Raw genomic sequence first — 14,455 nt, 5'->3', positions numbered from 1 at the left:
ACATCTGCCTATAAAAATTCAGGCAGATGCCGGATTTTCAAATTATTTGAATACCTTGAAACGCTCCAAGTCAGAAATGTAGTCTTTGTCACGAGACTCGCCTTCTACTGAACCGAATACCAGCTGTGCACGAAGTTTCCAGTTTGTTGGAACTTCCCATTCTGCATGCACCTGCTCATCAACAATCGGGTTGTAATGCTGCAACGATGCCCCTAAACCTTCAGTGTGCAATGCTGTCCAGGTAGCAAACTGCGCCATTGCAGTAGAATGCTCTGCCCAGATCGGGAAGTTTTCTGCATAAGATGGGAACTGCGCTTGCAGACCTTTTACCACCTCTTGATCTTCAAAGAACAAAATAGTGCCGAAGCCTGCCGCAAAGCTTGCCATTTTCGCAGTAGTTTTTGCTGCACTCTCTTCATCCTTGACATAGCTTTTTAATTTGTCTGCAACAAAGCCCCAGAATTTTTCATGCTCACCATTAAACAGGATCACAGCACGTGAAGATTGCGAGTTAAATGAAGATGGACTTTGCTTAATTGCATTTTGAATCAAATCAGTCAGGTACTCAGGAGATTGTGAAACATTCTTGCCAATGGCATATACAGTACGGCGTTTTGTAATTAAATCTAAAAACTGATTCGACATTATGGAAAATCCTTGGATATATCTTCGAGAAAATTTGAACCATCCAGTAATTTTATTAAGTTTTTCTTATTCAAAAGAAAAACCAACTTGATTGGATGACTTTGTATACCTTAAGAAAAAATAGCTGAGATTGCTACGCTATTTTCTTGATAATTATATACATGATACAAATAAGCAAAATTGATTCCAACATACCCCTCTAGTATTCTATTTTATAAAGCAAAATCAGAATGATAACCTAAATTAATTTGCTTAGGCTATTTCATATAAACCAAAAATACCTTTTATATCAACCGGTAAAAATAATCCTCCGCTTGGGAGGATTATTGAATCATGAAATTTTCAATAAAAGCTTAGAGTTTTGCATTCAGCACATTCGCAGGAACTTTAGCTTTCCAGAGTTCACGCAGTGTCGGCAGATAGAATTTCTCACCAATTTCGATGAGCTCAGCATCGATCAAGGCATGGATATCGTGCATAAACAGATAGTCTAGTTCGACTGTAGAAAGTTTTAGATGCTTCTTCTGATATTCCTTACGTTTTTGTTGTGTCTGACGAATCAATTGGTCTGCAAAAGCTTTATCCTTAAACTGGCTAATCGCCCCTAAACGCAGCTCAATAATGCCCCAGCCAGCTAATAACATCTGGAAAGTTTCAAAATCTTCAGACGTGGATTCCCATGTCATTTCATCCAGATTTTCATTTTCAGGCAGCACAGGAAGCAGCAGTTCCATCACACTTGGGAAAATCTTCTTAAAGTTCAGAATAAATTTAACAGGATGCTCACCTGGATAATCCTTGAATTGCACCTTCTTTTGAACATCTATTAAATAAATATCGAGCATTGAAAATTTTCCTAGATAAGATACTGTTTTACAAAAACTTAATTTCTCACTTGTAAAATTCTTGCAAAACTGTAATAAAAAGCGGTGTGCATTTTAGCAATTATGACATCTTATTCAACGTTAATTAAATAATAGATTCATTACAGAAAAGGTTTTAGCTTAAAAATTATTCCACATGGATCAATAAAGACCGGCATTTAGCCGATCTCTTTATTAGTTACCATCATTTAGCTGTGGTATTGGATTTTTTAACTGCTTGAGCTTGGGCTTTGGTAGTCTGTGCCCTAGCTGGGGCGTGAGGCTCCTTGTAATAGTGTAAATAGCCTGGCTCATAGCTATAACTTACAACTGCAGCATCACAGTCAATTTCGTCCAATTCTTCCATATCGTAGATTTCAGACATGCCATGATTTTTCTTCATAAATGCAGCGGCCTATTTGTAAGTGAGTTTCTTTTTAGAAACCAATAACTCTTCTTTCCAACTTCCACCAAGAATATCTTTAGAGTTGAAATAGTAACAAATCTCACTAGGAACCTTTGTTTTTGGATATTGAGCATTCGCTGCAAAATTAATTAAACCAAGCCCTAAAATTACCCCAATAATTTTCGTTAATTTCTTCATTTCTTAAATTTCAAATAAAAAGTAGAAATTAAATTCTATGTATTACTACACCTCTAAAAAAATGGCATAAGTTATTTAATTATAATAAATTAGTATTATATAAATTAATGGAAAAGTCCTGTATATGTTCAATTTATAACACTTGTGCCACAACACGCAGTGATACATTCAGGTACAAACGGCGCATTCTTAGAGCTTAATAGATTCGTCAGCACCCCACCGTTTAATTTCACCGAAGAACACTTCTACATCATGCTCAACCACAATATGATAAAGCTCATGCTCGATCAAACGACAGAAATGAAGAAATCAGGTTTTAACCCTTCCTTTGACTGTTTTTACAACACATTTATTCTCGGCAATAAAAAAAGCCCACAATTACTGTGGGCTTTCCCCTGAATCATTTTGCGCTGATTTTAGGGTTGTTGAAAAACGTATTCACTATAGCCAAACCATAGAAAACTCAAACAAATATATAAATTTAATATAGTTAAATACATAAAATATCTTAAGAATTAAAGTAATCCAAAAATTGTGATTGGACATTAATCTTTGTTTTCTACCCATATAAAAAACCCGCTCATTGAGCGGGCTTAACAGATGGGTATGAATTATTCAATTTTACTGACTTTACCGCTTCCTAGGCATTCAGCACACTGTTTACCATCTACGACATCATAGCCACTTCCCTTGCAGCTATTACAATTTTTGGCAACATACTCTGGGTATGCATCATCATCGTGATATGGTTCTTCTATGTCAAAATCATCATCAAAATCTACCATTGCCCTTACCTCGTTTTTCTAATTATCAGGGAACTTATATTAGTAATCTGAGCTCAAATCTCTGTCAAAAGCTGCGCGATAGATGGTTCCAGCTTCTGGATCAATTTCCACACGCTAGAGGATCTATTTTCTGCGAAAACTTAGGGTTACGGATATTATTTAATTTTGTATCTATACAGCTCTATAAAACAAAAAGCCCTCTTTAAGAGGGCTTTCCTATGCTAATAAGATCAGGCTTATTTTACATTCGGTGCAACCATCTTCTCCGGTCGAACGACTTCATCAAACTGCTCAGCAGTGACCAAACCAAGCTCAACTGCAACCTGTTTCAAAGTCTTACCTTCTTTATAAGCCGTTTTTGCCACTTTGGCCGCATTTTCATAACCAATTACCGGATTCAATGCAGTTACCAGCATTAATGAGTCATGCAGGAAATGCTCAATCTTGTCACGATTCGGCTCAATACCGACGGCGCAATTATCATTAAAACTATTACATGCATCCCCTAGCAATTGGATCGACTGCAACAGATTAAAAGCGATTACCGGCATAAAAACATTGAGTTCAAAATTACCAGAAGCCCCTGCCACATTAATAGTCGTATCATTACCCAGCACTTGTGCTACCACCATGGTCATGGCTTCGCTTTGGGTTGGATTGACCTTACCTGGCATAATACTTGAGCCTGGTTCATTTTCAGGAATGCGCAATTCACCAAAACCACAACGTGGACCACTAGCTAACCAACGAATGTCATTGGCAATCTTGTTCAGGCTCACTGCCAAAGTCTTTAAAGCACCGGAAGCAAACACTGCCGCATCACGACCTGCCAAAGCTTCAAACTTGTTTGGCGCTGTGACAAAAGGCAAACCGGTTAGCTTTGCCAATGTTTGTGCTGCTTTTACTGCATAGTCCGGATGCGCATTCAAACCGGTTCCTACCGCAGTACCACCTAAAGGTAATTCGTATAAGCCATGTAATGCCTGTTCCAGACGTAATAAGCCATGATCTAGCTGAGAAACATAACCACTAAATTCCTGCCCCAAGGTCAACGGCGTCGCATCCTGCAAATGGGTACGACCGATTTTGACAATGTTGGAGAATTCCTGAGATTTGGTATGCAAGGTATCACGCAGTTTTTTGACCGCTGGAATCAACAATTCATTGATTTGCAAACTTGCCGCCACATGGATTGCGGTTGGAAACGAATCATTGGTGGATTGTGCACGATTGACATGATCATTCGGATGCACTGGCTTTTGCGAACCCAAAGGATTGCCCAGTTTCTGGTTGGCAATATTGGCAATTACTTCATTACAGTTCATGTTACTTTGCGTACCTGAACCTGTTTGCCATACCACCAGTGGGAACTGGCTATCCCATTTTCCTTCAATAACTTCTTCTGCTGCTGCAACGATGTAATTCGCCAGTTCATTCGGTATCTGATTAAGTTCAGCATTGGTTAGTGCTGCTGCCTTTTTAACTAAACCCATGGCGCGGATCATCGGACGAGGCAGACGTTCATTACCAATTTTGAAATTCTGCAAACTACGTTGAGTTTGTGCACCCCATAATGCTTCGCTTGGAACAGCAACTTCACCCATGGTGTCATGTTCAATACGTGTTTGCATAGCTCACCTCTTTGTTAAGTCTTGATATTTCCTTTGTTCTTGCTCCATCTTAAGCAAAATAAAACAAGCAGTAAATGATAATTATTATCAATAATAAAGATCATGCTGATCGGCTTATTGTCCCCTTAAGGTGCTCTGATAAAAGCGCCATTCATCTTCTATCATCTGCCGGATCGAACGTTGCGGTTGCCAGCCCAATATCTCTTTGGCTTTTTCTGCCTGGGAACCGACCTGATCTAATTCTGGACTAGTGTCATACAACGCTTCTTCCGTCTTGATGGCAATTTGTGCTACTTCGCCAATCTCATCCAGCAGTTTTTGTATCGAAATCATCTCTCCGGCAATATTAAAGGCTTCACAGGCAAAAATTTGTTTACTTAACCACTGCAGAGTCTTAATAATGGCGTCACAGCAGTCCAGCACATGCAAGAAACTGCGTTCTACGGTTTTATCTTCGGTATTGGCATGTCTACGCAGTTCAATACTTTCCCGTTGTAAGGCAGCAACCTGCATAGCCAACGGAATAATATTTTTGGGCAATGGCGGCACCAGTTCACCAAGCACACCATGCTCAAATGCCCCGGCAATATTACACAGCCTTAAAATAGCAATTTTCCATTCATTATCAGTTTTTGCCGTATCCCGGATGATTTCTTCAACCATCTGCTGCGATTTGATATAGGGATTGGGATAACTATAGTTAAAAGGCATATCTTCAGTCAGATCAGCACTCGACTGTCCATACACAGCCAGACTGGATAAATGCACCAGATGACGCACACCCGTGCGCTGCATGGCGCGTAGCAGACTCATAATACAACTGACATTATCATTATAATATTCAAGCGGTTTTAGGACAGATTCTTCTAGCGATTTGAAGCTGGCGGTATGGACAACGGCGTCAATGGAATGCTGTTCAAATACCTTGTTTAAAGCTGGTGTATTACGGATATCGATTTTGACAAATGGCACATACATGCCGGAAATAAATTCCAGACGCTCCAAGGTTTGTAAGCTGGCATTAGCCAGATTATCAACCACAATGACCTGTTGCCCTTGTGCGAGCAGACTTAAAGCAAGATGAGAGCCTATAAAGCCTAAACCACCGGTCACTAAAATCATTGTTTATTAACTCCGCTTTAGAATCAGTATCTTAAATTGATATGGTGTTTATTTGGTGCTTTCTCCGACTTATCCACAGGATCAAAAACGCAAAAACCGACCCAAAATTTCTTCTGAGCCGGCTAATCTGCTCAATAAGTATATTTTATTTTACAGGTCGAACAAAAGTTGATTGTTATGTAATGTATGGAATTCATGACAATGAATTAAGCCTCATCTTGAGAGCTTTTATTAAATTATAATCTTCAGTTATAAAACTGAAAGGTAGGAAGATGAGCAGCGACTACCCACACTATATAAAGAAGAATGATATAAAGAAGAATGGAAAATATTTAGCCTGCCAGATCCAGACAGATGAATACGATTTCTTGGAAGTGTCAGACGTTGATGCTATGTATTCTGCTGGCTGGTATTGGGATAAGGATTTTAGGAAGGCGTGGAGATAACAAGACAATGAGAGCATGGACCTACTTTTATATAGTGCACACGATTCAAAAAGGAAGTATTTTTAAGAAGTAGCTTAGGTGGAGTTTGAGGGGGTAGTCTTGGAATGTAAATTTAAAAATATAAAACCAATCGCTTTTAGTTTCGGGGTTAGCATAGTAATAGCATTTATTTTTTTAATGGCGACATTTTATATACTGGCATATTCAGAGCCTAATGCTATAAGTGATGCCTTGAGCACCACTGGAAGTTATTTTGGAGCAGTGGCAACACTGGGAGCTGCGGTTATTGCTGCATACCTTTTTAATGATTGGAGGGTTGAGAAAAATTACGATTTGGAAAATCAATACTTATCAAATATTGTAATTGGTTTGCGTGATATTCATGCAGAATTGTTAGAAATGCAGTATTGTTCTAAGAAGATAAAAGAAACTAATGATAAGTTAATCTCCTACTCTTATTACATAAATCGACCAAGATTAGATATTCAGTCTGCTATTAATAAACTTAAAGCAGATGTTGAGATCTATTCAATGCTTATGGATGACGATAAATTATTCATTTTATTAGATGATCTTCTAAAAGATTGCAAAATTTTTGATAACAATTACAACCAATTGATTCATAAGTACTATAGTGATTATCTTGGTGAACTATATAAGTACTTTAATGAAAAAGAAAAAAATATACCCGATATTAAAGATAAAAGTTCTTTCGAAAGACCATATGTTGAAAATGAGAAACGCATCCTTGCTGTACAGATTAAGGATATCCAAGTATTTTTCTATTTAAAAGCAATTGATAAGATTGCAAAAAAAACTATTGAGTCGCATGAAGATTTAAAGATCTTTTGCATAAAGAAGCTTCGACCGCAAGAATGAACAAAGCCCTCACTTGAGGGCTTTTTAACATTAGAATTCTTCCACTGGTAACAAGTCAACAGTGTGACCTGCCAAACCATGGTGACAATCCGATAAGAATTGAATCTTTCCATTTGTGATAAATGAATGGCATTGGCTTGGATGGCCTTGGTTCACCATTAATGATGGTGTGAATGTTGGTGCATTCACATTCCCATTAAAATCCCATCGGATACGATGCTGCTCACCAACATGTATGGGGTGAAGTGTCTTGCATCCTGGACATTCAATGAAGTAAATACCATTGGATTGCAGCAATACATTACTTACTCTCTTAAACTCGCTCATTTGCTGGCCTCATATTCAATCAGAACTTTAGCCACAGCTTTAGCTGCGATCCAATAACGTGCCTGGTATGCTGCAAGCTCATCTTCATTCGAAATAAAGCCAAGCTCTACAATTAGGCCACCGGCATTGATATAGCCTAGACTGCCACGCGCTGATTTGCTCTGATCAATCCAACCGTTATCACCACGTAACCGACTGCCAAGAGCATCAGCTACAGCTTTAGATAAGTCCTGTGCAAGTTTCTTATCTTTCGGCAGCGCAATCGTTTCAATACCATTCGCCTGTTTTGATGCTGCTGCATTCATGTGGAATTCAACCGCAACACTTGAGCCTTGAATTAATTTTACCGCAGCAGATAATGGATCGTTCTTGGTGCCAGTGCCATCAGTTTTGACTTGCAGCCCTGCTTCACGCAAATAATGAGTCACTGCATTGCGGAAATTGACGACCAGATCTGCTTCTTTGATTTTGCCATTTACCGCACCAGGATCAGTATTTGAATGCCCCGCTGTGACTGTGACAAATTGATTTACTTCATGCAATTCAGGTTGCTTTTTGAGTCGAGCAAGTACCATAGCCACACCGACAAGCATGCCGATCCACTCGGCTGCATTCTCAGGAATCTTGTTTTTCAGCTCCTGGGGAATAATATTCCAGACATTTAAAAACTGCTCTGAGAATAAAATCAGGCCATAAAAAAAAGCGCTAATTGCGCCCACTTGTACTGACTTGAGTTTCCAAGCCTGTTTCCAGTCTTCAATAAGTTTCATTTACCACCCCATTTCATAGATTGTGATTTAAGCCAGTTTTCAATAAATGTACTTCCCAAAATCCCCAGAGCTGATGCAATCGCAATCAAGGCTAGTGGATTAATATCTGGGATTTGCAGAATAATTGCGCCCGCTATAGTTGACGTTGCAGCCCCAAGAATGGTGCGACCAATCATCAAGCGCCATGTCAGTTCTTCATCTGAAACAAGTAGTTTGGCAAAGCCAATACTCGCCCCTATTACAATCAGTAAAAGCAGATTCTTTTCATGGTCTTCCATGAATCCCCCTTAATTTTGGTAATAAAAAAGCACCCAATTGGGTGCCAGATTTAAGAAAAAACTAAACTTCTATGCTTGATTGAGACCCGCTTGGTGCAGGTCGCAGAATCACTTGATTGGATACAAAAACACGCTGGCCAAGGTTATATTGGACGCCACTTGTGCATAACACTGGACCTGAACCGCCATCAATCTGCACTCGGTATTCAGGATGGTTTTTTGATGTGATCGTGCCGATGTATTCAGCATGTGTAGGATTCAATAGCTTGCGCAGTTCAAAAAGAGGATTACTCACGGCTGATTCTCTCCACTTTAATTGATTCAGTTACCTTGCCATGGCTATAGGATCCGCTGACAGAATCGATCACGCCCCACCATTTGCCAGCATAAGCCACTGTTTTACCAGGTAGCATCTCACCGAGTTCACTGGTGACAGGGATGCCAGATAATGTATGGAACTCCTGAACATTGGCTTTAATTAACTCCATCTTGCCGTAACTGGCACCGGATACCACGTCAAATAGTGGGCCGGTCACTGTCTCAAGCGGAACATCGCCAGCTGTTCCACGTTGGATGACTTTCAAACTGTCACCGCTTCGGCTATTCACTACAGTAATCGCATTGTAGTCGGCAATGTAATCCGCATTCTGTTCAATGGTTTGCTGCAGCACAGCACTTTCAGGAATCAGAATGTCGTAGTCATCAATAGACATTAAATCCCAATGGCCTTTAGTGTATTTCGGCAGAATAGACAGCGTATTTCCTGCTTTCTGGCTATAGATAAAACCGCCACCAGACTCAACCACCTGCTTGATTGCATCCAATGGCGCAAGTTCTGCATAGCTCAGGCTTTCCGTTGCCACGATCCAGCCGACATCATCAATCAGTTGCCAATCAATTTCCGTTTCAGATAATGCCCGATCAATTTCAGCCTGAACCAACTGCACTGATGTTCTTTCATTGTCTTGGATAAATGAGCGCTTCGGTGCGTAATCGGCTGAGTTTAATGCTGTGACGCTACGACCTGAGTAAGTATATGTTCGGTTTGCAAAGCGGATCGATTCTGAGTGCGTTTCCAGCAAAACATGATGCTCAAAACCGTTGATCATCAGTTTTAAAATCACCGGCTGATTATCAATTGGCTCTAATTTTTCTTTCTCAGTGTGTGCAACCGTAATCGAATGCGACCAGACAAACTGGCTTCTGCTGGTCTGGTAGGTGCCATTTAATACTTTAATTGGCCCACCGTTATCTAATCGTTCGGCATATAAAGTATTTGCCATATACCACCATTTTTTTCTTGGTAGTGCTGGGATACAGTCATCAGCACCAAAATTTAAAATAACATTGTGTGAATCAGCGTCATGGCATAAACAGACAAAATTAAGATTGCCGTCACCCTGATATTTCGGCTTTACAGGTTTAGGCCAAGGCTTTACGGGATGCTTTCTGTAGTGAATTGCTTTTGCCTTATCCCACGGCAATTCAGTCTTGGTGACAATCTCAAGCCCTTTATCCCATTTAAAAACAAAGCAGTGCTCGATCTGCTCTGCAACTTCATGTGAATAAGTGAATTGCTTACGCCGTCGGATCATCTCCTGCCATTTGGTTTTCCGGTTATGACGCAGCTTGATGGTTTCTTCATGCAGATAATGTTGATGAATAAAGCGCTTATCGCCTTCTTCCCAGATGATGTATGCATCAGAACTCAAACCGGTTGCTTGCTCATGCAAGGATCTAATCGACCGGGTTAATGACCCTGCCTGCTCATACTGAATATTTGCCTGATTCGAAATGACTAAGCCCTGATCATAAAAAAGAGCCTCATTCGAGACTCTTAATATTGGCTTGGCCCATGGTATTTCTATGCTGCTTAAAGCTGTAATAGCTTTCTTGTACCGCAAACCTAAACCTAGAGATACACCCGGCAAGTGATTGATATCGAATAATGCTTTAACTTCAAATTGAAATTCAGTACCCAAAACCGTATCAATGGTGCATAGGTTTTCAGCAAAAGACGCTTCGATTTCAAAGCTAAAACTGGTGTCTAAAACCGTATCAATTTGCCCGATAACATCGGTATTTTCTTCAAAGACCGCAACGACTTCAAAGCCAAACTCGGTATCAAGCACCGTGTCTATGACTGCAGTATTTACACCACTATCCGCATAAACTGCTGTGATTTCAAATGAGACTTCGGTATCGAGTGCAGTATCAATAACACCAGAAACACCATCCCCAAAGTTAAGATTAGTCGAGCCATCAGCTAGATGCTCAAAATTGAGAATGATGTTGTGGCTGTCGGTATTATCAGGCTTAAAGTTCAGGTTTAGGTTGTGAGCATCAACGGTGCCGAGCTTATTTTTAAAATCCACATGAGCACCTTTTTAATTTAAGGTCTGAGTTTTATCGATTGGATAGATAAGGTACCACCCACGACCAGATTAGTATTCGCTAGAGTTATGTCGGTTCCCACAGCTAAATCAGCAGCCACTTCACCTGCACCGTTATAAATCCGCGCCCATGTTGCAGTGCCGGTTTTGATCACCGTTGCTGTGTCTGTTGAATGAAGCTCTACATATGTGGCTGTAGTTTCTTTAATGCAGGGTTCTGGAAAAACCAAAGTGACCAGAGCATTGTTTGAATCTGCCGCCACCGATGTATCTGTAGGCTGCACACCCTCATAAAAAATAACGGTAGCACTTTGGCTACCGCTATCCATAAATTCTGCAAAGGCTTGAATCATGGCAAGCCGAGCATTGATTGATGTTTGACTCATTTCGCCACCACTTTATCTGAAATAACTGCGTTATATTCTTCATTCGGGTCAAACGCCACAACAAAGCACTCCAGGCCGACGGCAATGTTACGAAATTCATAAGACCCGTCGTTTTTTGATGTGGTTTCCCATAGTAAAAGTCGGTTTGATCTGCGAAAACAACAGACTGGTACACCGGCATAGTTGTCGCCGGTGCGTTTTACCGACCCTTTAATGCGGCCGGTGCCATGATTCTCGTTGGATGACAAAATCATGCCTTCCTTTACCCGTGGAATTACCGCAACCTTTAAATCCTGGATAATTTCCGGGTCCGGCGTATAACCACCACAAAACCGCCTTCTATAATTAAAAAGCATAAGCCCCCCCCGTTAACTATATGAAGTGTATTTAATGGGCTCAATTGGTACCGCTACGGCCCGCCCGTTTGATACGGTGGTGTTATAGGACATGCTGGCACAAGTAAAAAGTCTGACCCCGTCAGGTGTATATTGAATCGACGGGGATGTGGTCGCGTTATATGGAACAAAATTACCAGAATTAACCATGACTTGATGTAAGCCATAAACGGCCCCCAAAACCTGGCTGGTGTTGTATTCATAAATATCCAACGGCCTTAATGTAGTGGTGTTGAATTCATCAATATTAGTTGGTAAAAGGCTGCTAACCGGGTGCCGTGTATGGTTTGAGTTGGTGGTTAGTATGCTATTTTCTACCGCTTTAACAAAATCAAAACGGACCCGTAAATTTCCAATTGAAGCGTAGCCAATCCCGTCGTTGGGTGAAGTGGCATTGGCGCAAAAATTACCACCACTCGGTCCGATGCCATTCCCAGCCGTGTTTGTTAATACTGCAACAAGGACTGGATAATCCAAGATTTCGTAGTCCAGGCAAGCTGTCGGGAAAATGCCATAAACGCTGTGTGAAATATTGCCGTTATTTTTATAACCGTCGCCACATTGGAAACATAAATGGTATTTACTGCCCGTGAATGCCCCATGACCAAAAGGCCCGTTAAACCCTTGCTGGTAGGTGTAATTTGCATAAGATGAGCTGCCAGTATATGTATCCCACCGCGGAATATTGGCCGCTGTAGCCATTATATTTTTAGTTAGTTGCAAGGCATTAGGGTCGTCAATAAAACCCTCATCTGCGTCGTATGATTTTCCGATGCAAACCGTTACGGACGCCCTGTAATTTATATTTGGCTCGAAAAACATACGAACAAAACGCGGCGTATCATCAATATGCAACATTTCATAAATATGAACAGACCCGGATTCATAAACCAGGTCCCAGCCCAGTGGTGCAATAATTGTTGAAAAACCGCCTTCGATAGATACCGGGGCGTCATCAATAGTTAATACAACCGTATCCGTGGTTACTGAATCAATATGAAATTCACCGCCATTGATTGAAGATAATACGCCGTCCTCAATTTTTAAAACCCGGTCCGCTTTGTAGCCATGCGCCCCGCCGTAATTTAATGTGACTTGGTTGCCGGATACGCCAACACTTACAACCGAATTTCTGTTGTAACCTTCATGCAATATCTTTTTAAAATTGGACGGGTTTTTTGCTGTTGCCCCAAAACACATATCAAGGCCAACGTCAGAGCAATCATAATATTTTGTCTGTGTCTGCTTCATTGCCATTTTTACTACTCATAAAAAAAGACCGCATGAAGCGGTCATATTTGGTTAATTGATTACACAACTCGGTCAATGTCGCCACGCAACATGATCTGGAAAGAGTCAGAAATTGCTGTTGGTTCGCTTTGCTGTACAGTGCGAATTATCCAGACTGGATGCATCGCAGCAATCGTATTAAAGCGAAGCGTATTACCATTCGCCCATCCTACACCCCAACCTTCTTTTTTAATCACAAAATAAGGCTTATTGGTCACAGGGTTAAGTGGCGCATAATCAACCGTTGTTGAACCATTTAATGACAATCGGCCTGTAGTTTCTCCAACGCAATAAAAGCTTTCTGCACCGGTAAAGACTATCGCCCAACGTTCCTGAATCGCACCTTTATTGGTGACTTCAATTGGATAAATCGAATCATTGTAGTTTGCTGAAATTGCCGAGCCTGTCGGCTCATCATTCCATACGTTGTTCCAGGCTTGCTGCACAAACTTCCGTGTGTAGCGTGCCTGCATATCGCCAATGACTAAAGCAGAACCGACAATCGTATCCACTGCTTCATAGTTGTGGGTTAAAGGTTTGGTAAACGTTAACTGACCATTGATCTGTACATCACGGATTAAGCCCATGTCCTGATAGCGGTATTTCACTGTCAGTGGTGCGGCCAGATTGCCCAGTACGAAGTCACCACCCAACGTCACACGACCATAATCATAATCGACCGTGTACAAATCGAAAGCTACTTTCGTTCCGTTAGCATCTTCAAGTTCAGCCCACGAAATGCGCTGATCACTCAGATCGTATGTGGTTCCAGCAATCGCACTTGGCAATTCCTGAGACTTACTTGAGCTGACAATCCCGATGCCACCTACACGGAAAATTGGCACTCGACCATCAATTGGCAAGCGAGTAGCAGACAGACCTAGAATCTCGGAATCTAGTGGAATGTAGGTATAGGCTACGGCGTTATAACGTACTGATGAGGCATCTACCCAGACTGGAACATTGATATAGGTATCTATCCCTTCCTGATATTCCAGCAGCGGATCGTACCAGTCATTCGCTTCAATCTCTGCTCGGTTGGCTTCAGTGATCTTAGTTTTGATATAGAAGTAAATCGTGACAAATCCATTATCCCAATTGACCTGCCCATGCGCCCGACTGGTTTCAATTACGCCATTTTCATCAGCGGTTAATGTGAGCTGACCAAATTCAATAGTACCCACCACCACAGTTAAAGATTGTGGCCGGATCGGCATAATTGGGGTTCTGAAACTAATTTTATTAACTGGCAATAGGTCTGTTGTGGTGGTTAAGGATTCAAGTGCAATCGTGTTGTCTGCATTCGATGTCCATGAGTCGATTTCAACAATACCGGTACCATACTGGATAGCACCTGATTGAATCCCACTGTTATTTGCAGGATCCACGTTTCGATATAACAAACCAGTGCGATCCAGAAAAGTATCAGTACCGACTTTAAAGCGAGCTGAGCCTGTCAGAATCTGCTCATCAAAGCCAGAAGATAAATCCAGCTTGAGCTTGTTTGCCGTCACGGTGTGTGTTGCTGAATTCGAGCCTGATGTATCACGGTATTTCACTTGTACATCGACGGCACTAAAGGCTTTCAGTTCAACCTGTTCACCTTGAATACTGGATGTTTGTGGAGAATAAAAAGACATA

The 14,455-nt window shown here is 41.0% G+C and carries 18 protein-coding genes and 1 pseudogene; 2 read left to right on the top strand and 17 right to left on the bottom strand.

What is annotated here, in order from left to right; translation table 11 throughout:
- Positions 1-42: 42 nt before the first annotated feature.
- From ABEF84_RS07435 to ABEF84_RS07405, 8 genes and pseudogenes are all read right to left on the bottom strand, one after another.
- A complete protein-coding gene (locus tag ABEF84_RS07435) occupies positions 43-645 on the bottom strand; it encodes a nitroreductase family protein (protein ID WP_034584258.1) in 603 nt (200 codons plus the stop codon).
- 353 nt (positions 646-998) lie between these two features.
- A complete protein-coding gene (locus ABEF84_RS07430) occupies positions 999-1,490 on the bottom strand; it encodes a hypothetical protein (RefSeq protein ID WP_034584256.1) in 492 nt (163 codons plus the stop codon).
- 223 nt (positions 1,491-1,713) lie between these two features.
- Positions 1,714-1,911 carry a hypothetical protein gene (locus ABEF84_RS07425; RefSeq protein WP_347463719.1) on the bottom strand — a complete coding sequence of 66 codons (198 nt, stop codon included), beginning with the start codon at positions 1,909-1,911 and terminating at the stop codon, positions 1,714-1,716.
- A 12-nt stretch (positions 1,912-1,923) separates the two neighbouring features.
- On the bottom strand, positions 1,924-2,112 hold the full coding sequence (locus ABEF84_RS07420; protein ID WP_347463720.1) for a hypothetical protein: 189 nt from the start codon (positions 2,110-2,112) through the stop codon (positions 1,924-1,926).
- Between the two features lie 128 nt (positions 2,113-2,240).
- Positions 2,241-2,412, bottom strand: a pseudogene (locus ABEF84_RS15620) (putative metallopeptidase); the annotation flags it as partial.
- 311 nt (positions 2,413-2,723) lie between these two features.
- Positions 2,724-2,897, bottom strand: a complete 174-nt coding sequence (locus ABEF84_RS07415; RefSeq protein WP_347456324.1) for a hypothetical protein — start codon at positions 2,895-2,897, stop codon at positions 2,724-2,726.
- Positions 2,898-3,133: 236 nt separating this feature from the next.
- Positions 3,134-4,528, bottom strand: coding sequence for a class II fumarate hydratase (gene fumC, locus ABEF84_RS07410; protein ID WP_034586548.1), 1,395 nt, complete (start codon positions 4,526-4,528; stop codon positions 3,134-3,136).
- A gap of 114 nt (positions 4,529-4,642) precedes the next feature.
- Positions 4,643-5,650: a UDP-glucose 4-epimerase gene (locus tag ABEF84_RS07405; protein ID WP_034586550.1), complete on the bottom strand. Its 1,008-nt coding sequence runs from the start codon at positions 5,648-5,650 to the stop codon at positions 4,643-4,645.
- Positions 5,651-5,922: 272 nt separating this feature from the next.
- Between ABEF84_RS07405 and ABEF84_RS07400 the strand changes: the two genes are divergently transcribed.
- A complete protein-coding gene (locus ABEF84_RS07400) occupies positions 5,923-6,096 on the top strand; it encodes a hypothetical protein (protein WP_347473858.1) in 174 nt (57 codons plus the stop codon).
- A gap of 99 nt (positions 6,097-6,195) precedes the next feature.
- Positions 6,196-6,975 carry a hypothetical protein gene (locus ABEF84_RS07395; protein WP_347473857.1) on the top strand — a complete coding sequence of 260 codons (780 nt, stop codon included), beginning with the start codon at positions 6,196-6,198 and terminating at the stop codon, positions 6,973-6,975.
- A gap of 30 nt (positions 6,976-7,005) precedes the next feature.
- Here the strand turns inward: ABEF84_RS07395 and ABEF84_RS07390 are convergent, their stop codons facing one another.
- From ABEF84_RS07390 to ABEF84_RS07350, 9 genes are all read right to left on the bottom strand, one after another.
- On the bottom strand, positions 7,006-7,302 hold the full coding sequence (locus ABEF84_RS07390; protein ID WP_347473856.1) for a DUF6527 family protein: 297 nt from the start codon (positions 7,300-7,302) through the stop codon (positions 7,006-7,008).
- Complete coding sequence (locus ABEF84_RS07385) at positions 7,299-8,072, bottom strand: N-acetylmuramoyl-L-alanine amidase (RefSeq protein WP_347473855.1); 774 nt, start codon at positions 8,070-8,072, stop codon at positions 7,299-7,301. The genes ABEF84_RS07390 and ABEF84_RS07385 overlap by 4 nt, the downstream gene beginning before the upstream one ends.
- Positions 8,069-8,350, bottom strand: a complete 282-nt coding sequence (locus ABEF84_RS07380) for a holin (RefSeq protein ID WP_347473854.1) — start codon at positions 8,348-8,350, stop codon at positions 8,069-8,071. The genes ABEF84_RS07385 and ABEF84_RS07380 overlap by 4 nt, the downstream gene beginning before the upstream one ends.
- Positions 8,351-8,411: 61 nt before the next feature.
- A complete protein-coding gene (locus tag ABEF84_RS07375) occupies positions 8,412-8,645 on the bottom strand; it encodes a hypothetical protein (protein WP_347460608.1) in 234 nt (77 codons plus the stop codon).
- A complete protein-coding gene (locus ABEF84_RS07370; protein WP_347473853.1) occupies positions 8,638-10,725 on the bottom strand; it encodes a hypothetical protein in 2,088 nt (695 codons plus the stop codon). Before ABEF84_RS07370 ends, ABEF84_RS07375 begins: the two co-directional genes overlap by 8 nt.
- A 17-nt stretch (positions 10,726-10,742) precedes the next feature.
- A complete protein-coding gene (locus ABEF84_RS07365) occupies positions 10,743-11,129 on the bottom strand; it encodes a hypothetical protein (protein ID WP_347473852.1) in 387 nt (128 codons plus the stop codon).
- Positions 11,126-11,485, bottom strand: a complete 360-nt coding sequence (locus tag ABEF84_RS07360; RefSeq protein WP_347473851.1) for a carboxypeptidase regulatory-like domain-containing protein — start codon at positions 11,483-11,485, stop codon at positions 11,126-11,128. Before ABEF84_RS07360 ends, ABEF84_RS07365 begins: the two co-directional genes overlap by 4 nt.
- 12 nt (positions 11,486-11,497) lie before the next feature.
- Positions 11,498-12,781 carry a hypothetical protein gene (locus tag ABEF84_RS07355; RefSeq protein WP_347473850.1) on the bottom strand — a complete coding sequence of 428 codons (1,284 nt, stop codon included), beginning with the start codon at positions 12,779-12,781 and terminating at the stop codon, positions 11,498-11,500.
- 53 nt (positions 12,782-12,834) lie between these two features.
- Positions 12,835-14,454, bottom strand: a complete 1,620-nt coding sequence (locus tag ABEF84_RS07350; RefSeq protein ID WP_347473849.1) for a hypothetical protein — start codon at positions 14,452-14,454, stop codon at positions 12,835-12,837.
- Between the last annotated feature and the right edge of the window lies 1 nt (position 14,455).

Origin of the sequence: Acinetobacter sp. ANC 7912 (assembly GCF_039862785.1) — a bacterium.
GTDB classification, from domain to species: Bacteria; Pseudomonadota; Gammaproteobacteria; order Pseudomonadales; family Moraxellaceae; genus Acinetobacter; species Acinetobacter thermotolerans.
This window is presented reverse-complemented; position numbering and strand designations above follow the sequence as displayed.